A 26,549-nucleotide genomic window follows, 5' to 3' on the forward strand; every position below is an offset into this window, starting at 1 on the left:
TGGAAATTCTGTTTTCCGGTATTGCCGTTTTTGCCTTCCTTGCGGTGCTTATAGCGGCGGTCTACCGGATCTCAGTCAAAATTAATGGCAAAATTAATGCCAGAATTAATGCCAGAATTAACGCCAGAGTCCATGACGGATTGAAACCCGGAAACGGCGGCGGAAATCCCATCAGAAATCCCATAGTCCCTGCACTTATCAGTGTTCCCATTCTCGCCCTGGCGGTAACCATGGGATTCCCCCTCGTATACACTGTCATTCTCAGTTTCGGCAATATGAATCTTTTTCACTTCCGCAATCCGGATTTCTCTCTGAGTCTTTTCCTGGAGAACATGAAGGGTGTGTTTACCGGTCCCATCCTCCGCCGTGACGGATTATGGATAATTTTGGGAAGAACTCTCCTGTGGACTGGCATTCAGACGTTTTTTCAGGTGCTGCTGGGACTGATCCTGGCTCTCGCACTGAATGCACCCATCCGTTTCACCCGGATCTTCAAATGGATCCTTGTCCTGCCCTGGGCCATTCCCGGCACCATTTCTCTCATGACACTCCGTTATGAATTTCACCCCAGTTTCGGATTCATTAATCAGGTTATTGAGCTTCTCCCGGGGGTGGTCACAGGTCCCGCATGGTGGAGCGATCCGTTTTGGAATTTTGTCTCCATGAATCTGGTAAATCTCTGGCTGGGAGTTCCTTTTATGATGATACTCCTGCTTGGCGCCCTACAGGGAGTGGACAGAAACTGTCTGGAAGCAGCAGAGTTGGATGGTGCAAGCCGTATGCGCAGACTGCTCTCGGTGACCCTGCCCCTGATTCTCCCCACCGTGCTCCCGGCGGTGCTTTTTTCCGCCATCTACAGTTTCAACAATTTCGGCGTCCCCTATTTCATGAACCCCCAGGAATTGGAAAACAGCCATCTGCTATCTCTGGCCATATTTCGGGCTGCAAGCTACTTCAACCGTTACAGCTTCTCGTCGGCCCTGGCCATAGTAAACACCCTTATTGTTCTCCTAATGGTGATGATACCCATCCGCTATAGCGGATTACTCAAAGAGGCAAAACGATGAAGCGTTTCCCCACCCCACTGAAAATCCTGGCCTATTCTGTACTGATTCTTGCCGCAATTATTACCATCTACCCGGTACTGAGAGTCGTGAGTATCAGCTTCCGGCCTCACAACACCATTCTCACAACCGGACTGAATCTTTTTCCAGATGCCCCTACGCTGAAAAATTACCTTGTATTGTTCACCGAACGGAGCTTCCTGTTGTGGATCGGCAATTCCCTGGCAATAACCGCAGTTACTGCCAGTTTGGCCGTCTCAATCGCCACCCTTTCAGCATATGCCCTCACCCGCTGGAAGTTCCGTTTGCGAAACTCCATCCTTCTGAGCATATTTTTTACCCAGCTCATTCCCGGTTCTGTTATGCTTGTTCCCACCTATTTGATGATTCTGAAACTGAATCTGGTTAACACCTACCCGGGCCTGCTGCTCTCCTATGCCATAGCCACCGTACCCTTCAGCATCTGGCTGTTGAGGGGCTACTTTATAGGAATTGAGATTGAACCGGAAGAAGCCGCAATGCTGGACGGCGCGGGTCCCCTGCGAATTTTTTACTCGGTACTTTTGCCCCAGGCGGTTCCGGTTCTTGCGGTGGTATTTATACTCAGTTTTATGGCAAGCTGGAGTGAGTTTATTTTAGCCCGGATGATTCTGGTGAACCAGAACATGCATACCTGGCCCCTGGGACTGGAGGGCTTTTCAGACCAGTATCGGACCCTCTATGGTGCCTACAGCGCATCGGCTGTCATTATCTCGATTCCTGCGGTGGCGGTGTTCATGAAGGTCAGCGGCTCCCTTCACACCGGGCTGGCCAGGGGTAGCGGAAGGGCCATTGGGAACAGATAATTTCCCCCGCTTCTGCGTTGCCCAACGGGGGGGAATTATCGTATATTCATACAGGTATATCAATCGGTGGGTCTGGATATTTTCGAAGCCCCAATAAAAAGCCATTCTGTAAATATCATTATTATAGATATTTACCCGCAGTTATGCGAACAATGCATCTTCTCATGAGCCGTAATGGGAAGATCATGGGGTTTATGCATATTTTTGTATAAGATAATTGTGAATAATTACACACTTCCTGAGGAGAAGCGAAGCCAATTATGCAAAACAAGCGCTATATACTCCTGGGGTTGAAGCACAGCGGTAAGACATCCCTGGCAGAAGGCATGTCCAGGCAGCTGGGAATTCCCTGGTTCGATATTGATCACCGCATCGAAAAGTTGCATCCCGAATTTCCGGATATCAGAAGCATGTACCGGGAAAACGGTTTGCGCTGGTTTCAAGAACAGGAATGCATGGCCTACGAGTCCATCGGCGAACCCCACTGCATCATCGCCTGCGGCGGGGGAGCCATGGAGAATCAACGGCTCATGGAGCTTCTCCGCCCCACTTCCGGGAAAAAGCCCAATACATTGCGGATATTTATCGACGGCCCGGAAGAGCTCTTGTACGCCAGAATCCTGAAAAACGGCATCCCCCCGTTTCTCTCAGCTGAAAAACCCCGGGAGGATTTCCGCAAACTGTACCTGCGGCGGCGGGAACTTGGACGCAGCAATGCGGACCTGATCATCAGTACTGGAGATAACCCCAAAGAAGAAGTACTTCAACAGCTTCTGGACAGCATATAACATGCTCATGAATTGCAAACATTATAAAAACATACAGATTTTCCCAGCTAAGGAGATACAGCAATGGCAGGAAACAGTTTCGGGCAGGCATATAAAATTACAACATTCGGGGAATCCCACGGCGGAGCGGTGGGGGTTATCGTCGATGGAGTGACACCCGGTGTGGAGATCACTCTTGAAGATATCCAAAAAGAACTGGATAGAAGAAAAACCGGGCAGTCCTATATTACCACGCCAAGAAAGGAGCCGGATAAGGTTCATTTTATGTCCGGTGTCTTTGAAGGGAAAACCACCGGCACTCCGCTGATGATGATACTGTATAACAAGGACGCACAGCCCAGCGCATACAACGATATCAAAGAGCTGTACCGTCCCGGACATGCGGACTACACCTACACTAGGAAATACGGAATCCGAGACTGGAGGGGTAGCGGCCGGGCCAGCGGACGGGAAACCGCCGGGCGGGTGGCCGCAGGCGCACTGGCCCGGAAGATACTCCGGGACAAGGGTGTGAACATTCTTGCATACACCCGCCGCACCGCCGGAATTGAAATTACCAGCTTCGACCCCGATGTGATCGAGAAAAATCCTCTGCGGGCCCCTGATATGCAGGCTGCGGAGAAAATGAACGAAATTATCAGTAATATCAAGGATGATGAAGACAGCATGGGGGGCATCGTTGAATGCCGGATCAGCGGAGTGGATCCAGGCCTGGGCGAACCGGTGTTCGACAAGCTTGATGCAGAACTGGCCAAAGCCATGCTGTCCATCGGTGCGGTAAAAGGTATAGAATTCGGCAGGGGTTTTGCAGCAGCGGATATGAGGGGAAGCGAGCACAACGATCAGATGAATTCAGAAGGGTTCATTACCAACAATGCGGGCGGTATTATCGGAGGAATATCCACCGGTGAAGAAATCCTCTTTCGGATTGTGGTAAAACCCACATCTTCCATCAACAAAGTTCAGAGAACAGTAAGCAAGGAGGGAAAGGAGCAGGATATCCGAACCGAAGGACGTCACGACGCCTGTATCTGCCCCAGAATTATTCCGGTCGTGGAAGCTATGGCTTCAATTGTGCTGCTGGACCATATAAAACGGCTGGGAGCAATGCATATCTAATGCTCCCGTTTCCCGGGGTGGAGGTACGCTTGCAGCCATGTCATAAGCGGCCCCTCCTACCTCCGGTGCAACGCCGTGTATTCGCCTGGCGGCTGTTGGCTCCTCATTCGCCTGGCGGCTGCTGGTTCGCCTGTCGGCTTATAGATCAGCTACTCACTTGTGTCTGTCAGCAGCTCATTTCGCTGATAGTCACCTGCCAGCTGCTCATTCAGCTGCTGTATTACAATGAAGGGGTCTTTCCCTTTGTTATAGGACAGCCCCAGCTGTTCCGGTGTGTCCAGGGCCATTTTAACAGTCTGAAGCACTGCAGATACCGATCCCAGTTTTTCATACAGTGCACGGTAGGCCGGTCCCCGGCCGCTATAGCTGCGGTAAAGGCTGAGGAAGGCGTTGTTCAGCTCCATTTCCAGTACTTGCCGATAGGATTCTCCCATATACCGTTGGGGGTAACTGCGGCGGAACTCCTCACGAAACCTATTGAGGATGATTTCCCGGGTTTCTTCCGGATCTGAGCCTTCATAGCCGGGTCCGGTCCCGGGGAGCGGGTTATCTCCGTGGGCGGGATTGGAGGCGGGATTGGAGGCGGGGCCAGGGTCGGATCCGGTTCCGGGAGAATCCTGAGACCGGGAGTAAAAACGCTCAAGCTCCCGGGAAAGATTGCGCATATCCAGGGAGAATTGCCGGGAGTCGTGGATGCGGCTGGCGGCAGCTCGGTACTCCCGGGAGTCTTTTGTGAACATCCATTCAATATATTCAAGGGCGGCCATATCTCCCAGAGCGGTTGCAAGCTCTTCATTAAAAGATATATGGCCGTTCACCCAGAGACTGGCATGAATCTGTTCGTGAAAAATCAGCCTGGCCAGCCTGAATTGATCGTATTCAATCATAAAGGATATCAGGGGGTCTTTGGTGATTCCCAGAGTGCTGAACCCGTCAACTTTCCGCACAAATACATGGTATCCTTGTTCCCGGAGTTTCCGAGCTTCCCGGGCGGCGTCCTCCGGATCGTAGTATCCCCGATACGGTGCGGGTCCCAGAAAAGGATAACGCCAAAGAAACGGATCCAGGCTGTCCGCCGGAGCTGCATTCACCACTGCCACCAGATAATCCCGGTCAAGTTCCAGGTACTTCCGGTAATTCCCGTTGTCACCCAGGCCAAGCTCTGTGACACCGAAATCCCGGATTGTTTCCACCCTGGCAAAAAACCGTTCCAGTTCCCCCCGGCGGGATTCATCCGCGCTTTTGAGTGCCGAGTTTCTGCTCTGGGCTGCAAGTCTGTTACGGAACAGTACACTCCCCTGTTCCACATAATAACAGGAAGTGAAAATCAGAAACAAAAAAAGCAGCACTCCGGTTTTCAGAATTGCCGGGCCTGGGGTTAATCCCCGCATTCTGCTTTCTGCACTCCCTGTTTCCTGATGTTTCAGGGAGAAGGTGTACTGTCCGGAGTTTCTATGCATTGATTTTTATCAATTGGGTGTTATGGAGCAGCAGTGGATACATGGCTGTTATCCCACTCCTCTTCGAACATCACAAGAAAAAAAAGCCACTCCCGGAGGAGCGGCTCTCATCTTAATCTTCGGGTGAAAAATCTTCCTTTTCAGCGCCGCACATGGGACACACCCAATCTTCGGGAAGAGCTTCAAAAGCTGTTCCGGCCGGCACACCGTTATCAGGATCACCTTCTGCGGGATCGTAAATGTATCCGCACACTTCACATACATATTTCTGCATGGAGCGCTCCTCGTTACGTGTGAATCATCATGATTGAATGATCATTCATCTCGGTTATGGCTTATAAGATAACAGCCTAAAGGCTATTCTGCAAGTGTTCCCCGGGAAGACATTTCTTTATCCAGCATGAACAGGCCGTATTTGGAGTCCTCCACCCGTTCCAGTTTCTTGATAATATTCATGGCAGTGGATTCCTCTTCAACCTGTTCGTTGACATACCAGTCTAAAAATCGTTCACTGGCAACATCATCGGCTTCCCGGGCAGTCTTCACCAACTTGTGGATGCAGGATGTAATGTACTGCTCATGGTCGTATGCCGCCCTGAACGCATCAAGAGGAGATTTCCACTCCTTTTGTGGTTCTTTAATGGCCGGAACCAGGGAACGTCCTTCACGCTCAAAAAGATAATTAAAGAACTTGTGGGCATGCTCAAGTTCTTCCTGATACTGGGACCGCATCCAGACTGCAAAACCCGGAAGGTCCTGATCTTCGAACCATGCCGCCATGGCTAAATACAAATAGGCCGAATCAAATTCCTCTTTGATCTGCGTATTGATGGCTGCTTCAACATTTGCGGGTATTTTCATAACACCACTCCTTTATATAATAATATCGTTCCAAAGACTTTCCGTCCTGTGTAGGGAACGGGTTTCAGGATGAATTCCAGTCCGGGTGAGAGCAAAATCGTATTTCACCGGATCTTCAGGATTAATTATGCGGAAATTATCAGTAATTTCAATTACTGTCGCCATATCCGCGGACTTTCTGGTTCTTAAACCCAGTTCGTCCGCAATTCGCATCATATGGGTATCCAGAGGATACAGTAAATCCCGGGGTGAGAGAATGCTCCATCCGCCGGGATCTACGGCATCCCGGCGTACCATCCACCGGAGAAACAACATCAGACGTTTCGCCGCCCCGTTTCTATGAAAAGGTTCTTCAACCGCAGGTACAACGATACCCGGGATTCCTTTTTCTGGGGTGAAGAGACGGGGGAAATGTTGTATGTGAATTTGTGCCTCAGTCTGCAGAGCCCGGCGGAGATTCATCGCCGCCAAAAGTCCGGGGTACGGGACTTCGTTTCCTGCAGGAGAACCATTTCCCGCAGGAGAACCGTTTCCTGCAGGAGAACCGGTTCCGGGGACTGCAGCCTGCTGAAGACTGCCGAATTTCTGAAGCACAGCCCCGATGGCTGAAATGAGAAGCAGAATTCTGGGATAATTGAAAAAGCGGTACTTTAGCGGGGGAATAATCTCCATCAATTCCCGGGGAATTTCCTCAGGATTCAGATTCATGAGCATACTCCGGGGTTTCGGCAGGTACGTAAAAAGATCATCCAGAATCTGCAGAATGAGATTCACCCGTCCCAGGGCAAACATGGCCGAAAGGAATGCTCCCACCTCCCGATCTCCTGCATCCGTGAACGCCAAAGCCGCTTCCAGGGGATCGGGACTGATGAAACGGGGATTATTTAGGCGTTCATAGAGAATGTCCAGCTTTTTCCGGTAAACCGCAGCCGTCGACGGTGATATTATCTTGAGGGCTCTGGGCAATTGAGGTAGTATCTCCTTATGAACATGCATTCCCTTCTGCCATATGGAGCAGAATATACATATAATATCATGATAAGAACATCAAAGTCAGAAAAGCGTCCCGTCTCACAGCCGTTGACCGGTTCAACCGTAATGAATATGGCCATATTCCTTTGTCTGGGGCTTATCCTGTTCAGCTCCTGTGCGGTCGAAAGCAGCTATTCCCGCTATGAATTTTTGGGGCCGGAATACCGGAGCGATCTGGAAAGACTTATGGACGAGCAGGATTATGCAAGCAGATTTGTAATGATGGAGCGTCTTACCGCAAAAATTGCCGAAGAGATGGGTGGAGATAATTTACGCTCCTTCATTCATCAGTACAGCATGAGCGAGTCTGATGATCCTTACATTGCATATTATCTGCAAATTCTCGGCGATTATTATGCGGGGGAAAACCCCCGTCTCAGCCGACAGTATTACTCACGAATTCTCCGGGAGTACCCGGATGTTCGCAGGGGAAACAGCTCCACCCACTTCGCCGCCCTCCAGGGGCTGCTTCGGCAGGTGACCGATCCGGCCCAACGAATCGATTACTACCGAAGGCTTATCCAGGATTTTCCGGCAAAAATCGATTTGGGACTCACCTGGTACAGACTGGCCGGAGAGTACCGGAATGACGGCCGCTTTGAAGAGTATTTTACCGCATTGGAAGAGTTTTCCCGGTATCCGGAAACCCGTGTGCCCGGAGCGCCGGACATTCATGAAGCGGTACAGGAACAACTGAGTTTCCACCGGAATAACCAGAAGGACTGGATGTCCCCGGACCTGGACACCCTGGTGGATAATATTAAAATTTCTCTCTACTACAAACAGGACTGGAGGCTGGAGCGCTACAGGGCCAAGGAAAATTTCTTTGCCATGAGTTGGCTTCAGGATCCGTCGGATTTCAACAGCCGACCGAATTTCAATATCGGGACGTTTCTCAACGCAGCAAGAAGTATCTCCTACTCCGCCGACTTCATCATTCTTAATGAAAAGGAAGCATACCTGAAAACCTGGGGTTGGAGTTACCGGATTCCCGAGTGGTATTTTTACTTCAGAAAGGTGGATTATCCTGCCGATCCTGAAATACATGGAAACTGGGAGTGGGCTGGAATCTACTTTGGAGATACGCTCTAAATTGATATTAGTTACTACACTGCAGAATTCTTCACCGGGCCGGCATAGTATCCGGTCCGATGCAATGAATACTATGAGCCGCAGGTTCCGGGTAATGCCGGCGCTACAATTGCTTCTGATTCTCTCTATGCTGTTTGCTCCATTGTCCGTCTACTCCCTGCCCCGAAGAGGAAATCCCCAGGCGCGGTGGGAGAATGCAGAAATCCAATCTCCCACGGATCTTCCCTCCATTCAGACCCACGCCGGTCCCATGATGTTTGCAAGTTTTTCCCCGGAAGATATTCTTCATCCCCGGGTATTGGAGGAGCTGAGCGGGAGAACACGGAACGACAGCCTTTCAGCCCACTGGTCGGCAATGATACGTTCGGAACTCTACCGGGACTACATCCATTCGGAAATTCTCCGTCAGCGGGTACCAACCGAATTGATGGCGGTTGCCTATATTGAATCTTCATTCAACGTCATGGCCGAAAGCAGGACAGGAGCCCGGGGACTATGGCAATTTGCAGATAATTCGCTGGCCCCGTGGCTGAGCAGATCGGAGACCTATCCCCGCTTTGATGAGCGTTTTGATTTCAGAAAATCCACCTATGCGGCCATGGAGAAGCTCAAACTGAACCGCAGGGAAACCGGGGACTGGATCTCCGCGGTGGCGGCGTATAACGGCGGCCTGGGAAGGATCAGCCGCAGCCTGGCCGCCCTTGAGCAAAGGGGCGGTGCCTCCGCCGAGTTCGAAAAACCGGGGGGAACCGGAAACAGCGGTAGCAGCAAGGAATCCCCATTTTGGAAGCTGAACGTGCAACAAGACGGAGAGACCTATGTGCGGGGAGCGGGAAATATCAGCAAAGAGACATCAGATTACGTTCCCCGCTATATCGCCGCATCTGTGATCTCCGCTTATCCGGGACGCTTCGGCATTCGGCTCAACTGGTCGGCTCCGGTACACTGGGAGCATCTGAACCCCGGAGTGGAAGTTGAACTGTCACGGCTGGCGCGGGAGTCCGGTGTTCCGCTGCAGATTCTCCGTGCGGGAAACGGCGAATACCTTGACGAAATTATTCCCGGAGGTGCCCACGATCTGAAATTCCCCCGGCGTTACATTGAAAGCATCCGAGCTGCAGTGGAGACGATGAGAAAAAGAGCAGCTCCCACGGGTCCGGGGTATTATACGGTGCAGCCGGGAGATACTCTCTGGAGCATCAGCAGGACCCATGGAATTGAGCTGGATTTGCTGAGAAACCTGAATAACCTCAATCATGATACGATTATTCATGCGGGTATGCGGCTCAGGCTGGGGAAAGATTCTGCCGATACAATTAATTAAGATGAAGGACATTATCAAATTTTCACCACATACCACCACCCGCCTTGTCTCCCTTGCAATTCTTGCGCTGCTAAATCTTTTCATACTGTCCCCCCACACGCTGTATGGCCAGACCCAGGGCATGAACGGGGTCCAGAACGGCGGAACGGAATCTCAGACAGAATCGGGAAACAATCCGGGGTATGAAAATATGGATGTTCGCAGCACCATGGACTGGGAAGATGGTGTGTTGAGACTCACGGTATCCCGGAAAGTTGATGAACAGGGATATAATCTTCCTGCGGCCCTGTACAGCGCGGAGTTGGAAATTGAGCGCCGGCTGCCGGACATTCTTTTCAGGGAACTATTGCAAATCCAGGTAGATTCATGGAACAGCCTGGAAACCACCCTGAAAAATGAGCCGGGACTTATCTCCTTCATAGAACGGCTCAGTTCAACGGCGGAGCATGTCTCAGTGCACCCGGACCCCGGGGTTCCGGTGCTCCACAGCAGCTATCAACTTGCGCTCTACCCCCGGCTCAGCAGTGAGCTGGTACGACACGGCAACAGTTTTCCCATGAACGAAGTTCTCCAGTGGCAGCCGGGCTCCGATTACAGCGGAATTGTGATATATGCAGGAAGAGAGCTTCCGGTTCACGGTGAACAACGAAGTACATCTCTGGAACCTGCAATGTTTCCGGTAATCTACGATGAAGATATGCGTGTAGTGGTGGATAAGAACCGGCTGAATCCCGATTACGCTTCCCGCTGGGGTGTGGCTGCGTTCACCAGAGGCTTCGATGAATCGAAACACCGGGACCGGATCGGATCCAACCCATACAGGATCATCGCAACCGGACTTTTCGGTATCACACCCGCCGATCCCCTTATTCCCCCCGCTGATGCGGATGTGCTGCTTTACAGTGAAAATAACCGCAGGCTGCTGCGGGAAGGCCGTATCCTCATCATATACTGACTCCCAATGAACTCTCCCGGGACGGTGGTTTTTTTTTCTATTCTTGGTTACAATCCCAGAGCTATCGGTTCCCGGAGCGGGAACTGATCTCCACTGATCCTTCAGGAGTCATTCATGATTCGTACTGTGTTTTCAAAATCTTGGTTCCAATCCGGAACGTTTTTCAACCGGGCGCTCTTCGTTCCGATTCTTCTATTGATACTGACCGTCGTTTCATGCGGCCCCAGAGCCATTGGACGGGGCGTTCTGCTCTGGTCTCCGGAGGACCTGGAGATACCCAATGGCGCAGCGGTGGAAGTATTGTCCGAGTCTGAGCTCAGAGGAACATCTCAGCTGCGCTACGAGGCTCAGAGCGAAGAGGGAGAAGAACGGCTGTTTGAAGCGGAAACCTGGAGAGTACGCAGAATTGATGACCGGGATACTCTTGCGGCCGAAATTGAAAACTACCAGGAATTTGCTCCCTATTTCGGGATGGCGGAAATCCAGGCCCTTCCTGTTCGTGACAGCATGGGCACCGGTCCTTCCAGCTCCATCATTTACCGTATGAGACAGGGAGAAATGGCAAAAATTATCTCCCGAAGTGAGGAAATTGTTCCTGTTGGAGGCTTGGAGGATTACTGGTTTGAGATTTTAACCGCAAACGGAACCCGGGGATATGTATACGGCTACCGCCTTGATGTGGTGGACGAACAGGGGGTATCCACTGAAAAGACCGGAGCTTCAGAAGATGTCTTCCTTGACGCAGTTCTGAACAGCGTATGGCGCCCGGATTATTTTGCATGGATGATCAACGACAACGTGTATGATCTTTCCCGATTCAAAAACGAATACCGCTTTGTGCACGACGGGACGAACCAGACGTTTATTCTGAATACGGAAGAAATCTCGGCGGAGTTTCCCTATGATGAGGTCTTTCGGGCACGATATAAAGAATATGTTGTTGAGGGAACCAGTCTTCAAATCACCACCTTCAATGAAAACTCTATTTCCATACAGTTCACCAGGGATGGAGAGACCATCCAGCAGAGTCTGGTTCGAATTGAGGCTGATGTGGAGGAGATTATAGAAAATGAGAGCCAGCGCCGGGAGGATGTAAAAAATGCATTTCTCTCCCAGGGGACCAGTTTCCGAAGCAGCCAGTACGGCAGCATTCGCTTCAACCAGGACGGAAGTCTGGAATGGCAGGGGTACAATGCTCTGGACTCCACCATTCTTCCTTCCTGGTTCCAGGGGCGGGGGGATCTTGCATTCAACCTCTACCTTGCCGGAGATCTTCGAAGCGGATACGACGGTGCGGTGAGCATTACCCGACCGGGCATCCCCATTTCCGATAGTCTCAATTTCCTGTACCGGAGAACCAATCAGGGTATTCAGCTTGAATATGTGCCGAAAGAGAATATTAACCGGAATGTGATTTTGAAACAGGCTCTTACCCCCTTTGTGATCTTTTTCAGCATTCAACAGTAAGATATATGATTCTATTACAAGCCGATTCCCTGAAGCTTTCCTTCGGGGATCGGGAAATTCTTAAAAACGTCAGCATCCGCATACCGGAACGGGGCCGTATCGCATTATCCGGTGCCAACGGAAGCGGAAAATCCACCCTCCTCACCATTCTCGCCGGGCTGCGGCAGAGCGAAGGGGGGAATGTGAGCAGTCACAAGGCTTCCCGTATCAGCTATCTGCCCCAGTCGGGTATTGAGCATCGGGGCCGCAGCCTGGCGGAAGAACTAGAAACCGCATACGCCCACTTCAAAGAAGATGAAGCCCGGCTGGATGAGCTGGGCCGCCGTCTTGAGAACCACAGCAGCGAGGGTCCGGAAACCCGGAAACTGCTGGAAGAGCATCACCGTATCAGCGAACGGATTGCATCAAGCCATTACTACCAGAGAGAACGCCATATAATGCGTACCATCCAGGGGTTGGGATTTAAACCCGGCGATCTTGAACAGGACTGCGGGAGTTTCAGCGGTGGATGGCAAATGCGTATCGCACTGGCAAAAATTATCCTGGAAAATCCGGATGTGATGCTGCTGGATGAGCCCACTAACTATCTGGACCTGGATGCCCGGCAATGGCTGGCGGACGAGATGAACCGCTTCCACGGCGGAATTCTCATGGTAAGTCACGACAAGGGTTTCCTGGACGACACAGTGAACCAGGTTGCAGAACTGTTTATGGGACAGATCAAATTGTACAAGGGCAACTACAGCCATTACGAAACACAGCGTGAACAGGAGATGGAGATCCTCATTAAGCAGTATGAGCAGCAGCAGTTGGAAATTCAGCAGCTGGAGGATTTCATTAACCGTTTCCGGGCCAATGCCAGCAAAGCCGCTCAGGTACAGAGCCGGGTTAAACAGCTGAACAAGATTGAGCGGATCGAAATTCCCGAGAGCATGAAGCGTATGCACCTGAATTTTCCCCAGGCCCCCCGCTCCGGCGATATGGTGCTTGAAGCAACGAATATAGAAAAATCCTACGGAGATCTGCATATTTACCGGAACCTGTCATTGGAGCTGAACCGGGGAGACCGGGCGGTACTCATCGGCCCCAACGGGGTGGGAAAATCCACCCTTCTACGAATTCTTGCCGGCCGGGACAGGAATTACAGCGGGCATATCCGGTACGGGTCCAAGGTTGAGATGGCCTACTTCGCCCAGGAGTCCGAGGATGAACTGGATACTTCCCGCAGCATCATGGAGGAGATGGAAGCAGCCTCCCCTACCGAGCTGTACCCAAATTTACGGGGAATGCTGGGTGCCTTTTTGTTCAGAGGCGATGATATTTACAAACCGATATCCGTACTCAGCGGAGGGGAGAAAAACCGGCTCGCCCTGCTGAAAATGCTCCTCCGGCCGGGTAACTTCCTCATTCTGGATGAGCCCACCAATCATCTGGATCTGACCAGTAAGGAAGTGCTCCTGGATGCCCTGAAAGCCTATGAGGGTTCCATTCTTTTTGTGAGTCATGACCGATTCTTCATCAAAGAACTGGCCAACAGGGTCATTGAATTGCAGCTGCCGGAGTCGGAAGGGGATTACCGTCAGGTGAACAATATCCCGGGGGATTTTCATTATTATCTTGAATACCGAAACAGCTTTGCCCCGGGCCTGGATCAGCCGTCAAGCCCTGCCGGAGCCTTTTCCGGCTCCTCCCGTTCTGCCCATTCCTCTGCTTCCCCGGGTACAGGCCAATCCGGTGCAGCGGAATCTCAGGGAGCGGGGAAGCTCAGCCACGAGGAGATGAAGAAGCAGCGGGCTCTTGTGAAAAAGCTGAAGCGCCGGGAAGAGGAAGTTCTGGCATCCATAGATGAGGGTGACGAAAAGATTGATGAAATTCAGCATCTGATGAGCCTGGAAGAAAACTACAGCGACGGAGAGAAGATCTCCTCCCTCCAAAACCGCCTTGAGGACCTGGAACTGAGACAGAATATCCTGCACGAAGAATGGGAAGAACTTGCCATGCAACTGGAAGAGTTGAAAAAGGCGTAAGAATACCGTATTCTCTCCTCCATGACACGAATCTACTCCTGGAATGTAAACGGAATACGGGCCGCCCACCGCAAGGGTTTTCTTGAATGGCTGGATGAAAGCAAGAGTGATATTGTATGTGTTCAGGAAACCAAGGCTCATCCTGATCAGCTGCCTGAAGAACTTCATAAGCCCCGGGGATACCACAGCTATTTTTCCTCCGCTTCGCGAAAAGGTTACAGCGGGGTTGCCATTTACAGCAAAACTGAGCCCATAGATGTGCAGCAATTTGAAATTCCCCGCTTCGATGATGAAGGCCGTGTGCTCATCGCCGAGTATCCGAATTTTTTTCTCCTCGGCGCCTATTTCCCCAACAGTCAGGCGGAGGGTAAACGTCTGGATTATAAACTTGATTTCAATAATGAGGTTCTCGCCTGGGCCCGAGAGCGGACAGCTTCAGGAAAGAACGTGGTGATCTGCGGCGATTACAATGTGGCCCATAAACCCATCGATCTGGAAAATCCAAAATCCAATGAGAAGAACCCCGGATACCTGCCGGAAGAACGGGAATGGATGAGTGAATTTCTGGACGCCGGTTTCGTGGATACCTTCCGCATGTTCAATCAGGAGGCCAAACAGTATTCCTGGTGGAGCTACCGGATGAAGGCCAGAGACAGAAACATCGGATGGCGGATCGACTATCATTGTGTAAATGAAGGATTCCGGGATTCGGTATTGAACGCGGATATTCACCAGGATATTTTCGGATCCGATCACTGTCCCGTGAGTCTTGAACTAAACGTTGATCTTAACAGGTGATAATATGAAACTCCGCATACGCTACAATGCACCGGTTACCCTGAGCTTTTCACTCCTTGCGGTTACAGCATTGATCATCGATATGCTTTCCCCGGGGGAATTCCAGCTTCGGTTTTTTTCCGTGGGACCGGCAATGAACTGGACGGCTCTCATTGATTATCTGAGACTGTTCACCCATGTTCTGGGACACGCTTCGGTGGAACATCTGCTGGGGAACCTGGCCCTCATCCTCTTGCTGGGGCCTATCCTTGAGGAGAAATACCGTTCCTCGGCCATGATTTTCATGATTCTGGTAACCGCCCTGACCACCGGTCTGGCGAATATTCTCTTTTCCCAGGCCGCTCTTCTTGGAGCCAGCGGGGTGGTGTTTATGATGATCCTTCTGGCAAGTTTTACCAATGTGCGCCGGGGTGAGATTCCCCTATCCTTTATTTTGGTGGTGCTGATTTATCTGCTGCGGGAATTCATTTCCGCGCTGGAAGCCGACTCCATATCTCAGCTGGCCCATATTGTGGGCGGAGCAGTGGGATCGGTATTCGGATTTATTCACGCCCCCAGCCGGGCAAAAACGGAACAAGCGACCCAGACCGGGACAACAGAGGAATAGATAGAATGATAGATAAACTGGAAAAACTGGAAGACTATTTTGAGGACCTCCAGAAGCGGATCCTGGATCCGAACCTTCACAAAGATCCCAAAGCCTATAAAGAGGCCATGCAGGAACACTCCCATCTGAGCGAAGTGATGGAAGTGTACCGGAACTATAAAGATGCCCAAAGCGCCGCCGAGGAAGCCCGGGTAATGCTTGAAGATGATGATCCGGAAATGAAGACCATGGCCAGGGAAGAGCTGTCCCGGCTGGAAGAAGAGCTTCCGGTGCTGGAACAAAAACTGAAAATGCTCCTGGTACCCCGGGATCCCATGGATGGGAAAAATATTATTATGGAGATCCGTGCGGGCACCGGAGGGGACGAAGCCGCATTGTTCGCCGCCGATCTCTACCGGATGTACACCCGCTATGCGGAAAAACACAACTGGAAACTTGAAGTCATTACGGTGAATGAAACGGAGATCGGAGGTCTGAAAGAGGCGATTTTCTCGGTAAAGGGGAAGGACGCCTACGGGACTCTGCGCTACGAGAGCGGGGGACACCGTGTCCAGCGGGTTCCCAGCACCGAAAGCGGCGGCCGCATCCATACCTCGGCCTGTACGGTGGCAGTACTCCCTGAAGCAGAGGAAACGGATGTGCAGATCAACGATAATGACTTGCGCATTGACGTATTCCGATCATCCGGCCCCGGAGGACAGTCGGTAAACACCACCGATTCGGCGGTCCGGATCACCCATATTCCCACTGGTCTGGTGGTAAGCTGTCAGGATGAGAAATCCCAGATCAAAAACCGGGCCAAGGCTATGCGGGTACTCACCGCACGGCTCTATGAACTGGAAGAGTCAAAGCGCCGGGCCGAGGAAGCGGCAGCCCGGAAAAACCAAATCGGAAGCGGCGACCGATCCCAGAGAATCCGCACCTACAATTTTCCCCAGAGCCGGGTAACCGATCACCGCATCGGTCTCACCCTCCATAAGCTTGACCAGGTACTCCAGGGTGAACTGGATGAAATTATCGATGCTTTAAAGCTGTCCGCAAGCCAGGAGGCCCTGGAAGCCTGATGGACCCCCGCAAATTTCAGGGCCTCAGCCTTTCCCAGGCAGTTCAGCTGGGGCGCAGTTTCCTGCCCGCAGGCCCCTACGACAGTCCCGGACTGGACGCCCTCATTCTTCTGTGCCACAGCCTGAGCATCAGCAAGGAGCAGTACTACGCCCGAATGCAGGATCCCCTGCCCGAGGGCCGGTACGGGGCGTATGTCCAGGCACTGGAACGGCGGATTTCCGGCGAGCCGGTGGCCTACATTCTCGGGTATAAGGAATTTTACGGTCTGGAGTTCCAGGTGGATCCCGGGGTGCTTATCCCCCGTCCGGATACGGAGATACTGGTGGACTGGGTGCTGGAAAGCCATCCCGCTCATCCTGCTCTACGGCTCCATGACTGTTGCAGCGGAAGCGGAGCCATAGCCATTGCCATTGCTCACATGCGCAGTAATTGGAAAGTAAGCGCATCGGATATCAGTGAGGCAGCGGGCGAGGTGTTCCGTTTGAATGCGGCAACCCTCGTGCCCTCCTCTCCGCCACCTTGGTTTCACAGCGATCTTCTCAGCAGCGCCGGGCAAAAAGCCATGAAATTCAACATTATCACCTCAAATCCTCCCTATCTGACCCGGCAGGAAACCCGCCAGCGGGAAGCGGAAGGGTGGAAGGAGCCTATGCTCGCCCTTGACGGCGGGGAAAAAGGGCTAGATCTTATACACAAGCTCGCTTCCCAGGCTCTGTATCTGCTGGAACCCGGCGGATGGCTGTATATTGAAGCGGCGGATGATCAGGCGGAGGCCATTGAGAGACTATTGAAATCTCTCGGCTATGCCGATCTAGAATGTAAGAAAGATTTAGCGGGTATGAGACGAATATCCAGAGGCAGAATACGGTGATTCGCACCATTGAAGATCTGGCGGCATTATTGTCGGAGCAGGGCATATCAGAAGAAAATATCGACCTCATTACAAAAGCAGCACGGAAGAGCCAAGATCTGCACAAGGGGCAGTTCCGGGCCTCCGGCGATCCATATTTTATCCATCCCCTCCAGGTTTCGGAAATTCTGATCCGGATGAAATTGGATGAAATTACTATAATTGCAGGACTTCTCCACGACAGCATAGAGGACACCGAATACACCCGAGAAAACCTTACAGCCGATTTTGGAGAAGAGGTCACCACTCTCGTGGAAGGGGTGACCAAGATTGATATTGTGAAGGCTAAAAATAAAAATTCTGTCCAGGCGGAAACTATCAGAAAAATGCTGTTCGCCATGGTGAAAGATATCAGGGTGATCCTGATCAAACTGGCGGACAAGCTCCACAACATGCGTACCCTTGAATTTAAAAAGCCCGAGAGAATCAGAGCCATTGCCCAGGAAAATCTGGATATCTACGCTCCCCTGGCCGGACGGCTGGGAATCAGCTGGATGAAGGATGAACTTGAAGATTTGAGCCTGAAGCATCTGCAGCCTGATGTATACCTTCAGTTGAAGGATTATGTAAAACAGAAACGCAGCGAGCGCAGTAAATATCTGGAAAAGATTACCGGTGCCATTGAAGACGCCGCCGGTGAAGAGGGAATCCAGGTTCACACCAAGACCAGGGCGAAACACTTCTATTCCATCTACAGCAAGATGCGTCAGCGCAGCAAAAGTCTGGATGAAATTTATGATTTGCTGGGAGTACGGGTTCTGTGTAACGGCATTCCCGACTGCTATGTGGTTTTGGGGCTGGTACACCGCCTGTGGATGCCCATTGAGGGACGCTTCAAGGACTATATTGCCATGCCCAAGTCCAACCGCTACCAAAGTCTTCACACCACGGTAATGGGATATGACGGAAGACTTTTAGAGATCCAAATCCGAACTGTTGGAATGGAAGAGACTGCACAGCATGGGGTTGCAGCCCATTGGCAGTACAAAAAGAGCCTCCGGGGTGACCGGGCGGGTCATGAGGATCTAACAATTATCAACCGGCTGAAGGACATGGACAGCATTAAGATTGCCGGGAGGGATTTTCTCGAGGAGATGAAACGGGAGATTCTCAAGGACTCCATTTATGTGTTCACACCCAAGGGGGATGTTATTCAGCTGCCCAAAGGGGCAACCGCCCTGGATTTTGCCTACCATATTCACACGGAAGTGGGCCATCACACATCCGGAGCCAAGGCCGACGGCTCCATCGTTCAGCTGAAACAGCCCCTGAAAAATACCCAGGTGGTTGAAATCATCACCCATCCCCACGCCCACCCCCATTTGGAATGGCTTCGATATGTGAAAACCCGGGGGGCCAGAAGCAAGATCCGGGCCTGGATTAATAAGCATGATGAAAGTCTTTTTGTGGATCAGAGCATTGTGGCCCGGAAAAATACCGAGTTGCCCCCTCCAAAACCCCGGAAAAAAAAGCCGAGCAGCGGCAATACGGTAATTGAAAGCGACAAGCTGGGCATCAAAGTGGGTCGGGATCGAAATCTGATGATCCATTTCGCCAATTGTTGTAATCCAAAGACCGGAGACGATATTGTGGGATATGTTTCCCGGGGGCGGGGAATCATTATTCACCGAACAGACTGCAAAAATTTCCGCAACATTAAGGATGTGAAAGAACGCACCATAGAAGTTGAATGGGAAACCGTCAGTCCAAAAACCACCCGGAAGTTCAGCCTCACCGCACGAAAGACCGGAGACCTGTTCAGCGAAATAGAAGGAGCAATCCGGAAACAGCACGGGCATTTGATCGAGGGAAAGGTGGATGCGGTGCACAGCGGTTCATCATCCCAGGGTGAAACCCTTGAAGGACACTTCACCATGGAACTGGATAAGGGGGGCGATATGACCAGGATCATGAAAAATATCCGAGCAATCCCCAGCATTCTCACCATACAGGAAATTCCCTCCGGTGAAGACCTGAGATGATCCCCCAGCTTCATTCCCGCCCCGGGGATGGGGAAGCGATGGGGAAGAAATGCGGGAGCGATCGGGATGCGGAAGCGGATAATAATGTTTCTTTTTGTCCGGCTATCCAGTATGTTATGTCAATGAACGAGATCACCTTTAAGGGCAGCCCCCTGAGCCTGGACGGAAAACTTCCCGATGTGGGTGAGCGGGCACCGGAATTCTGCCTCATCCGCAGCGATCTGAGTGAATGCTGTCTATCACACTTGACCGGGGAGTACATTCTTTTGAATGTGGTGCCCTCTTTAGATACCCCGGTGTGCGCCTCAAGCGCCCGGGAATTCAATCGTCAGGCAAGAGAACTGGAGCTGGACTGCGAATTTGTTACCGTAAGCCGGGATCTTCCCTTCGCTCAGAGCCGTTTTGTTCAGCGGGAAGATATTCACGACATGGAACTCCTTTCAGATATGCGCTTTTCCGACTTCGGCCGGAACTACGGAGTTCTCATTTCTAACAGTCCTCTTCGGGGTCTGCTTGCCAGGGCCGTTTTTCTTCTGGGACCGAAAACAGATAAAGCCGGAGGTGAACGAACGGTGCTGTACCGGGAAATGGTTGCCGAAATCGCCTGGGAACCGGATTACCGACGGATACTGGAAGTGCTCTACCGGGAAAACGGAGGCAGTTAGCCCATGCAGCCCTATGATCTTCATCTTGTCCTTCACGAACCGGAAATTCCACAAAATACCGGCAATATCGCCCGCACCTGCACGGCCATGGGAGCCACGTTGCACTTGATACGCCCGCTGGGTTTTTCTCTGGATGATAAATACGTCAAACGCTCCGGCATGGATTATTGGGATCAGCTTCATTATCGGCTGTGGGATGATTTAGATGGTTTTTTTCACGGAATAGAGCGGGAGTACGACGCCCTCCCTGCCGAAGAATGTTTCTTCATCAGTACCAAGGCACGGCAACAGCTGGGAGGGGTTGAGTATCCTCCCCGAGCTTTTTTTCTCTTCGGCAAAGAAAGTGCAGGTCTTCCCGAATATCTCATGAACAATGCCCCCGGACAGTCTGTGAGAATTCCCATGAAACCGGGTATCCGAAGCCTGAATTTAAGCAATGCGGCAGCCATTATCGCCTACGATCACTGGAATCAATTCAGCTTTCCCGGCAGCGAGTCTTTTCATTAGAAGATTTTACTGGTAGCCTGACAGAATACTGAGATCCGGCAGGGACAATGTACGAGGAGCAGGGATGAAAACTATCGGAATTATCGGATTCGGAAATATGGGCGAAGCAATGATCTCCGGTCTGCTTGAGCGTAACCCGGACTACAGCCTGTCGGTAATAGAAAAAGCCAGCTCTCGCAGAAAATGTGCGGTGGAATCGTATAACGCCGTGGATTGCACAGATGATCCGGAAAAGCTGTTCACTACGGCGGATGCGGTGGTGCTTGCCATCAAACCCCAGGACCTCCCCGCACTGGGTGAAGAATTCTATTCCTATACGGAAAAACTTCCTCTCATCTCCATCGCAGCGGGAGTGAACCTGGAAACCCTGAAACAACTGTTCGGATCTGATCAGATCGCCCGGTTTATGCCCAGCCTTGCGGCAAGCGTGGGAAAGTCTGTTACCGGGATCTCCTATTCCCCGGGTTGCATCGAAGAGTTTAAAGACCTGTCATACACCTTGGCTGAATCCTTCGGTCTTGCAATGGAGATGCCTGAACGGCTCATACCGGCCATTATCGGTATTTCCGGGTCTGCCATCGCCTACGTGTACGAGTTCCTGAATGCCCTGGCCCTGGGCGGAGTGAAGAACGGAATCAAGTACGAATCATCCCTGGAGGTGGCACTGGACGTACTTGAAGGCGCAGTTTCCACCGTGAGAAGCAGCGGGATGACTCCCGGCGAACTGGTTACCAAGGTATGCTCACCCGGGGGAACCACCATACAGGGAATTAACAGCCTGCATCAGGACGGTTTCACCGCAACCGTCATCCGTGCGGTGGATGCAGCCGCAGACCGGGCCCGGGATCTGGAAGGCTGACCTCCCAACCCCCTTGTCCATTCTTATGGACAACGTATATGATACCGCTATGCTAGATATTAAATTTATCCGAGATAACATCGATGCCGTAAAAGCCAATATTTCTGCACGGAACATGTCTGCAGATCCCACCATGGTTGTGGAACTCTATGAGAAACGCAACGCCGTCATCCAGGAACTGGACGCTCTACGTCAGGCCCGGAACGATAATGCCAAGAAGATGAAGGGACCCATGGATCAGGATGCCCGTCAGCAGCTGATTCAGGAAGGGAAGAATATTAAGGAACAGATTTCCTCCAAGGAAAGCGGGCTGCAGGAAATTGAATCCGAAATGAATGCTGAGGCCCGGAAAATTCCTAATATGGCCCACCCCGATGCCCCCATTGGCAAAGAGGACAAAGATAATCTGGAACTGAAGAAGCTGGGCAGGATTCCCGAATTCGGTTTCACCCCCAAGGATCATGTTGAACTGGGTGAGCTGCTGGATATTATCGATTTCGAAAAGGGAACCAAGGTTTCGGGAACCAAGTTTTATTTTCTGAAAAATGAAGGGGTGTACCTGGAAATGGGGCTGATTCGTTATGCCCTGGATATCCTGCAAAAACACGGGTTCACGCCCACTATCACTCCGGATATCGCCAAAGAAGAAGTTGTACAGGGCATTGGATTCAACCCCCGGGGGGAAGAGAGCAATATCTACACCATTGAGGGCACCGACAGCTGCCTGGTGGGAACCGCGGAAATTACCCTTGGAGGGTATCATTCCGGGGAAATGCTTGATATTGAGGACCTTCCTATCAAACTTGCAGGGGTTTCCCACTGCTTCCGCCGGGAAGCCGGTGCCGCGGGTCAGTTCTCCAAAGGTCTCTACCGGGTGCATCAGTTCACCAAAATTGAAATGTTTGTATATGCCGCACCGGACACCTCCCCTCAGCTCCACGAAGATCTTCGAGAGATAGAAGAGGAGATTTTTACCGGGCTGGATATTCCCTTCCGGGTGGTGGATACCTGTACCGGCGATCTGGGGGCACCGGCCTACCGGAAATATGATCTGGAGGCATGGATGCCCGGCCGGGGTGAACACGGGGATTGGGGAGAAATCACCTCCACTTCAAACTGCACCGACTACCAGGCGCGTCGGCTGGGGGTCCGCTACCGGGATGGAAAAACCAAAGGCCATGTACATATGCTCAACGGAACGGCCATCGCCATCAGCCGGGCCATCATCAGTATTCTGGAAAATTTCCAACAGGCTGATGGCTCGGTAGTTATGCCCAAGGCCCTTGTGCCCTACCTGGGGTTTGATACCATCCGCCCCCGCAAAGGTTGATATGTCCGGTTCCCGAACTTCCCAGAGCTCCGAGCCCGTCGTTTATTCAACGGATATTGTGGCGGAAATCGGTTCGGGCCACAGGAATGACCGGAACCGTGCCCGGAATCTGATCGCAGCAGCCGGAGATTCGGGGGCAACAACGGTTAAATTTCAGCATTTTTATGCGGATGAAATTGTGCACCCCCGTACCGGTCTGGTGGAGCTTCCCGGAGGATCAATACCCCTTCACAGCCGGTTCCGGGAACTGGAAATGGAACCGGCCTTCCTTGAATTCTTGAAAAGCGAGTCGGAGCGCAGGGGACTCCGGTTTTTCTGTTCCCCCTTCGGCATCCGCAGCGGGGAAGATCTTCTCAAACTGGGGGAAACCTCCTTCAAAATTGCCAGTCCGGAACTGAATCACCTGGACCTTTTGGATTTACTCAATGACCGGGCCGAATCCCTGGTGCTTTCCACCGGTGTGAGCCGTCTGGGTGATATTGAGGAAGCTCTGACTCATCTGCCGGATATAAAACAACTGCGACTGCTTCACTGTATTACCAGCTATCCCGCCAGAGAAGAAGAGTACAACATCATGCTGATTCCCGGACTCAGCTCTATGTTCGGCATACCCGCTGGAATTTCGGACCACAGCATGGACCCGGTTCTTGTGCCCGCCCTGGCCGTCCTTTCGGGAGCGGATATGGTGGAAAAACATTTTACCTTAAGCAAGGATGACGGCGGCCTGGACGACCCTATAGCTCTCGCTCCCGAAGATTTCAGCCTTATGGCCGCGGCTATTGGTGAAGCAGATTCCCTGGGAAATTCTCTCAACAAAACGGCTCCAATCTTCTCCCGAAGTACCCGCCCCGGACTGCGCAGTAAGGTTGAAGAGCGGACAATTACTGAACTGACTGCCTCCCACAGCCTGCTGGCCAAATACGATCCCCGGCGAATTCACAGTATTCTGGGGGACGGAGTAAAACGTCTTGCAGCGGGAGAAATGGAAAACTATGGAAAGAGCAACCGAAGCATTCATGCCCTTCGCAATCTTGAACCGGGAGATACTCTCAGCGAAGCCAATATGGCAGTACTCAGAAGCGAGAAGAACCTCCGGCCGGGACTTCATCCACGTTACTTTCATCAGATTTCCGGTTCCCGGGTTCAGCGCAGGATCCGCGCCGGAGAAGGAATTGTTCTCCAGGATCTGATTGCCCGCTGACTTCCGCCTTAACAGCCAGGATTGTATTCACAGTTGCGATTTGTATTCACAGTTACGATTTTTATTCACAGCTAAACTCTGTATTGACAGCTGGGTTCCCCGATACTACAATTGTACTAAAGAATTAGTACAAGCATACAAGGAGGCGGGGTGGCAGCTTCAGATACCCGGCGGTCTGGTATTCCTTTCAGTCTCGATCCCGCAAGCGGCGTACCCTACTATAAGCAAATCATCCTCCAGATTGAAATGGCCATTGCAGACGGACGACTGACAACCGGTGACCAGCTGCCCACGGTTCGAAGCCTGGCGGTGAATTTGAAAATTAATCCCAACACCGTGGCCAGAGCCTACAGCGAACTGGAAATACGGAACCTGGTCAACACCCAGCAGGGCACGGGAACCTTTATCAGTGAAAAAGAGGTTACCCTGAGTGACGTGGAACGGGAAAAAAAACTTGAAGAGATGGTTCGGACCTTTCTGTCCAAGGGCCGTTCCTACGGGTTCAACGGCCGTGAATTGATGGATGCTATCCGAAGGGCTTTGGAATCATGACCGGCAAACATGCACTGCCTAAGAGAGATCTGCGCAGGAGAACGATAGCGGAAACCAATACCGGAAACCGATGGAGGAAAGTAATGGAGAAAGACTTCACCCCCCTTGGCAGAATTAAAAATCCCATGCCGAAAGTCCAAAGAGGAGAGTTCCGTTTCAGCATGTACTCTTTCTTCAGCATGCTGGGAATTTTCATGCTGTTCTCAGGGGTTCAATGGCTTGTAATCGGCACCATTCAACAGGAGATGATCCTTCGCGGCAGTATTGCTCTTGGAGCGGCAGCCCTGTTGTACCTGCTGTTGCCCAGATGGTCGGCGCTTATTCCGGTAATCATTATCAGCCAGATTATCGCATTTGTTCCCTTGCCCGAAAACATGGCAACTCTGTTCAGTGCCGATTCCGCCGAAGGGATGAGTCCAGGGGATATGATAGGCCTTGGAGGTTTGATTCTGGCTGTGCTCAGCGGTCCTTCGGTGCAGCTTATTTTTCAATGGGAGAAGGCGGTGGTGCTCCGCCTTGGAAAGTTTCATAAGGTACGGGATCCGGGCATCTTTCTGCTTCTTCCGGTAATTGACCGCTGCACGGCCTTTGTGGATACCAGAATCAGAGTGACAGATTTCAGTGTGGAGAAAATCCTCACCAGCGATACGGTGCCGGTGCACGTGGATGCCCTGGCCTTCTGGATGATCTGGGATCCCGGCCGAGCCATTCTTGAAGTGGAAGACTATATTTCAGCGGTAACTCTTTCTGCCCAGGCGGCCCTGAGGGACAGCCTGGGGAAATACAGCCTCACCACCCTTCTCAGCGAGCGGGATACCCTCTATAGGGAAATCCAGACAATTCTGGATGCCAAAACCAATCCCTGGGGAATCACCATTCTCAGTGTTGAATTCACCGACATCATACTCCCGGACAATCTGCAGGATGTAATGTCTAAAAAGGCCCAGGCAGAGCGGGAGAAAGACGCCAGGCTGTACCTTGCACGGGCTGAGTACGATATTGCAGTGGAGATGTCCCGGGCCTCCGAGAAGTACAAGGGCAACCAGGACGCGTTGAATTTACGTGCCATGAATATGGTATACGACAGCATGAAAACCCGGGGAAGCATGGTGATGCTGCCCTCAGGAGCCCTTGAACGGATGAATATGGGCAGCACCCTGGGTTTAACCGGCTACGCGAAGAGCAATATAAAATCTGAAAACAGACCCGATTCTGATGATAATTTCGATTCAGAAGATAGCGGCGAGTCTGAAGAAAGGATCAGTCCAAATAGCGACGGGGAAACAGCAAAGAATCAATCAGATTCAGAAAACCAGACAGACAGGGATACTCCGGAAGAACGGAATCCCGGGAGGAAATCATGATCAGCACCCAAAACGTTCACCGTACATATCAGAGTGGTGAAACACACGTTCACGCCCTGAAGGGTGTGAGTCTTGAGATTGAAACCGGAGAATTTATCTCTATTGCCGGACCCAGCGGGTCGGGAAAGACCACCCTGCTCAATATTCTCGGCTGCATTGACAGCGCAGATGAGGGTAGTGTCCATATTGACGGCACGGAGATTACTTCCATTCCCCATGGAAAGCTGGCCTCCTTCAGACGGGATAAGCTGGGCTTTGTCTTTCAGTCCTTTAATCTGATCCCTGTCCTCAGCGCATACGAAAACGTAGCTCTTGCCCTGAATCTGCTGAAGATTCCAGAAGATGAGATTAAGAAGCGGACCATGGCACTGCTCAAGGAAGTGGGCCTGGAGGGAATGGAAAACCGCCGGCCGGGAAAGCTTTCAGGAGGACAGCAGCAGAGAGTCGCCATCGCCCGGGCACTGATCAAAGAACCGGCCATCGTATTGGCCGACGAGCCGACGGCGAATCTGGACAGCGAAACCGGGCAGGAAATTCTTGAGCTGATGAAGGAAATGAATTCCAAAACCAATACCACCTTCATTTTTAGCACCCACGATAAGATGGTGATGGACTACGCCCGGAGGCTGGTGCTGCTCCACGACGGCTATGTCCAAAAGGACGAACGGAGGTAGA

The 26,549-nt window shown here is 51.8% G+C and carries 26 protein-coding genes; 22 read left to right on the top strand and 4 right to left on the bottom strand.

Annotated elements, in window-relative coordinates; genetic code table 11:
• From AC52PS_RS13210 to aroC, 4 genes are all read left to right on the top strand, one after another.
• A partial coding sequence (locus AC52PS_RS13210) for a carbohydrate ABC transporter permease (protein WP_495563542.1) occupies positions 1 to 1,067 on the top strand: 1,067 nt, incomplete at its 5' end.
• Positions 1,064 to 1,909, top strand: a complete 846-nt coding sequence (locus AC52PS_RS13215; RefSeq protein WP_495563543.1) for a sugar ABC transporter permease — start codon at positions 1,064 to 1,066, stop codon at positions 1,907 to 1,909. The genes AC52PS_RS13210 and AC52PS_RS13215, both read left to right, overlap by 4 nt.
• A 260-nt stretch (positions 1,910 to 2,169) precedes the next feature.
• On the top strand, positions 2,170 to 2,697 hold the full coding sequence (locus AC52PS_RS13220; protein WP_495563544.1) for a shikimate kinase: 528 nt from the start codon (positions 2,170 to 2,172) through the stop codon (positions 2,695 to 2,697).
• 63 nt (positions 2,698 to 2,760) lie between these two features.
• Positions 2,761 to 3,816 (top strand): chorismate synthase, encoded by a 1,056-nt coding sequence (gene aroC / locus AC52PS_RS13225; RefSeq protein WP_495563545.1) that lies wholly within the window; start codon positions 2,761 to 2,763, stop codon positions 3,814 to 3,816.
• A 149-nt stretch (positions 3,817 to 3,965) separates the two neighbouring features.
• On the opposite strand, the gene AC52PS_RS13230 is transcribed toward aroC, so the two are convergent.
• The 4 genes from AC52PS_RS13230 to AC52PS_RS13245 form a co-directional block, all read right to left on the bottom strand.
• Positions 3,966 to 5,276 (bottom strand): aminopeptidase, encoded by a 1,311-nt coding sequence (locus AC52PS_RS13230; RefSeq protein ID WP_495563546.1) that lies wholly within the window; start codon positions 5,274 to 5,276, stop codon positions 3,966 to 3,968.
• 112 nt (positions 5,277 to 5,388) lie between these two features.
• Positions 5,389 to 5,550 carry a rubredoxin gene (gene rd / locus AC52PS_RS13235; protein WP_495563547.1) on the bottom strand — a complete coding sequence of 54 codons (162 nt, stop codon included), beginning with the start codon at positions 5,548 to 5,550 and terminating at the stop codon, positions 5,389 to 5,391.
• 83 nt (positions 5,551 to 5,633) lie between these two features.
• Entirely contained in the window at positions 5,634 to 6,137 is a 504-nt protein-coding gene (locus AC52PS_RS13240; protein WP_495563548.1) for a ferritin, read from the bottom strand.
• Positions 6,138 to 6,149: 12 nt separating this feature from the next.
• Positions 6,150 to 7,103: a TIGR02757 family protein gene (locus AC52PS_RS13245; protein WP_495563549.1), complete on the bottom strand. Its 954-nt coding sequence runs from the start codon at positions 7,101 to 7,103 to the stop codon at positions 6,150 to 6,152.
• Between the two features lie 69 nt (positions 7,104 to 7,172).
• Here AC52PS_RS13245 and AC52PS_RS13250 point away from each other — a divergent pair, with 69 nt between their 5' ends.
• The 18 genes from AC52PS_RS13250 (at position 7,173) to AC52PS_RS13335 (ending at position 26,548) form a co-directional block, all read left to right on the top strand.
• A complete protein-coding gene (locus AC52PS_RS13250) occupies positions 7,173 to 8,261 on the top strand; it encodes a hypothetical protein (protein WP_495563550.1) in 1,089 nt (362 codons plus the stop codon).
• 73 nt (positions 8,262 to 8,334) lie between these two features.
• Positions 8,335 to 9,585, top strand: a complete 1,251-nt coding sequence (locus AC52PS_RS13255; protein ID WP_495563551.1) for a LysM peptidoglycan-binding domain-containing protein — start codon at positions 8,335 to 8,337, stop codon at positions 9,583 to 9,585.
• Between the two features lies 1 nt (position 9,586).
• Positions 9,587 to 10,540, top strand: a complete 954-nt coding sequence (locus AC52PS_RS13260; protein ID WP_495563552.1) for a TP0624 family protein — start codon at positions 9,587 to 9,589, stop codon at positions 10,538 to 10,540.
• 114 nt (positions 10,541 to 10,654) lie between these two features.
• The gene (locus AC52PS_RS13265) at positions 10,655 to 12,007 is read left to right on the top strand and encodes a hypothetical protein (protein WP_495563553.1); all 1,353 of its coding nucleotides are present in this window, start codon (positions 10,655 to 10,657) and stop codon (positions 12,005 to 12,007) included.
• A gap of 5 nt (positions 12,008 to 12,012) precedes the next feature.
• Positions 12,013 to 14,034, top strand: coding sequence for an ABC-F family ATP-binding cassette domain-containing protein (locus AC52PS_RS13270; protein WP_495563554.1), 2,022 nt, complete (start codon positions 12,013 to 12,015; stop codon positions 14,032 to 14,034).
• A 21-nt stretch (positions 14,035 to 14,055) separates the two neighbouring features.
• On the top strand, positions 14,056 to 14,832 hold the full coding sequence (locus AC52PS_RS13275; RefSeq protein WP_495563555.1) for an exodeoxyribonuclease III: 777 nt from the start codon (positions 14,056 to 14,058) through the stop codon (positions 14,830 to 14,832).
• Between the two features lie 4 nt (positions 14,833 to 14,836).
• Entirely contained in the window at positions 14,837 to 15,439 is a 603-nt protein-coding gene (locus AC52PS_RS13280) for a rhomboid family intramembrane serine protease (protein WP_495563556.1), read from the top strand.
• 5 nt (positions 15,440 to 15,444) lie between these two features.
• Positions 15,445 to 16,503 carry a peptide chain release factor 1 gene (gene prfA, locus AC52PS_RS13285; RefSeq protein ID WP_495563557.1) on the top strand — a complete coding sequence of 353 codons (1,059 nt, stop codon included), beginning with the start codon at positions 15,445 to 15,447 and terminating at the stop codon, positions 16,501 to 16,503.
• Complete coding sequence (prmC, locus tag AC52PS_RS13290; protein ID WP_495563558.1) at positions 16,503 to 17,375, top strand: peptide chain release factor N(5)-glutamine methyltransferase; 873 nt, start codon at positions 16,503 to 16,505, stop codon at positions 17,373 to 17,375. The genes prfA and prmC overlap by 1 nt, the downstream gene beginning before the upstream one ends.
• A complete protein-coding gene (locus tag AC52PS_RS13295) occupies positions 17,372 to 19,396 on the top strand; it encodes a RelA/SpoT family protein (protein WP_495563559.1) in 2,025 nt (674 codons plus the stop codon). The genes prmC and AC52PS_RS13295 overlap by 4 nt, the downstream gene beginning before the upstream one ends.
• 122 nt (positions 19,397 to 19,518) lie before the next feature.
• Positions 19,519 to 20,061: a thiol peroxidase gene (gene tpx, locus AC52PS_RS13300; RefSeq protein ID WP_495563560.1), complete on the top strand. Its 543-nt coding sequence runs from the start codon at positions 19,519 to 19,521 to the stop codon at positions 20,059 to 20,061.
• A gap of 3 nt (positions 20,062 to 20,064) precedes the next feature.
• Positions 20,065 to 20,568 (top strand): tRNA (cytidine(34)-2'-O)-methyltransferase, encoded by a 504-nt coding sequence (locus AC52PS_RS13305; protein ID WP_495563561.1) that lies wholly within the window; start codon positions 20,065 to 20,067, stop codon positions 20,566 to 20,568.
• A gap of 64 nt (positions 20,569 to 20,632) precedes the next feature.
• Complete coding sequence (gene proC / locus AC52PS_RS13310) at positions 20,633 to 21,427, top strand: pyrroline-5-carboxylate reductase (protein ID WP_495563562.1); 795 nt, start codon at positions 20,633 to 20,635, stop codon at positions 21,425 to 21,427.
• Positions 21,428 to 21,476: 49 nt separating this feature from the next.
• A complete protein-coding gene (serS, locus tag AC52PS_RS13315) occupies positions 21,477 to 22,757 on the top strand; it encodes a serine--tRNA ligase (RefSeq protein WP_495563563.1) in 1,281 nt (426 codons plus the stop codon).
• Between the two features lies 1 nt (position 22,758).
• A complete protein-coding gene (locus tag AC52PS_RS13320; RefSeq protein WP_495563564.1) occupies positions 22,759 to 23,958 on the top strand; it encodes an N-acetylneuraminate synthase family protein in 1,200 nt (399 codons plus the stop codon).
• Between the two features lie 150 nt (positions 23,959 to 24,108).
• The gene (locus tag AC52PS_RS13325) at positions 24,109 to 24,510 is read left to right on the top strand and encodes a GntR family transcriptional regulator (RefSeq protein WP_495563565.1); all 402 of its coding nucleotides are present in this window, start codon (positions 24,109 to 24,111) and stop codon (positions 24,508 to 24,510) included.
• 83 nt (positions 24,511 to 24,593) lie between these two features.
• Positions 24,594 to 25,874 (top strand): slipin family protein, encoded by a 1,281-nt coding sequence (locus AC52PS_RS13330; RefSeq protein WP_495563566.1) that lies wholly within the window; start codon positions 24,594 to 24,596, stop codon positions 25,872 to 25,874.
• Positions 25,871 to 26,548, top strand: coding sequence for an ABC transporter ATP-binding protein (locus AC52PS_RS13335; RefSeq protein ID WP_495563567.1), 678 nt, complete (start codon positions 25,871 to 25,873; stop codon positions 26,546 to 26,548). Before AC52PS_RS13330 ends, AC52PS_RS13335 begins: the two co-directional genes overlap by 4 nt.
• Position 26,549: the final 1 nt, after the last annotated feature.

This window comes from Salinispira sp., from assembly GCF_059431795.1.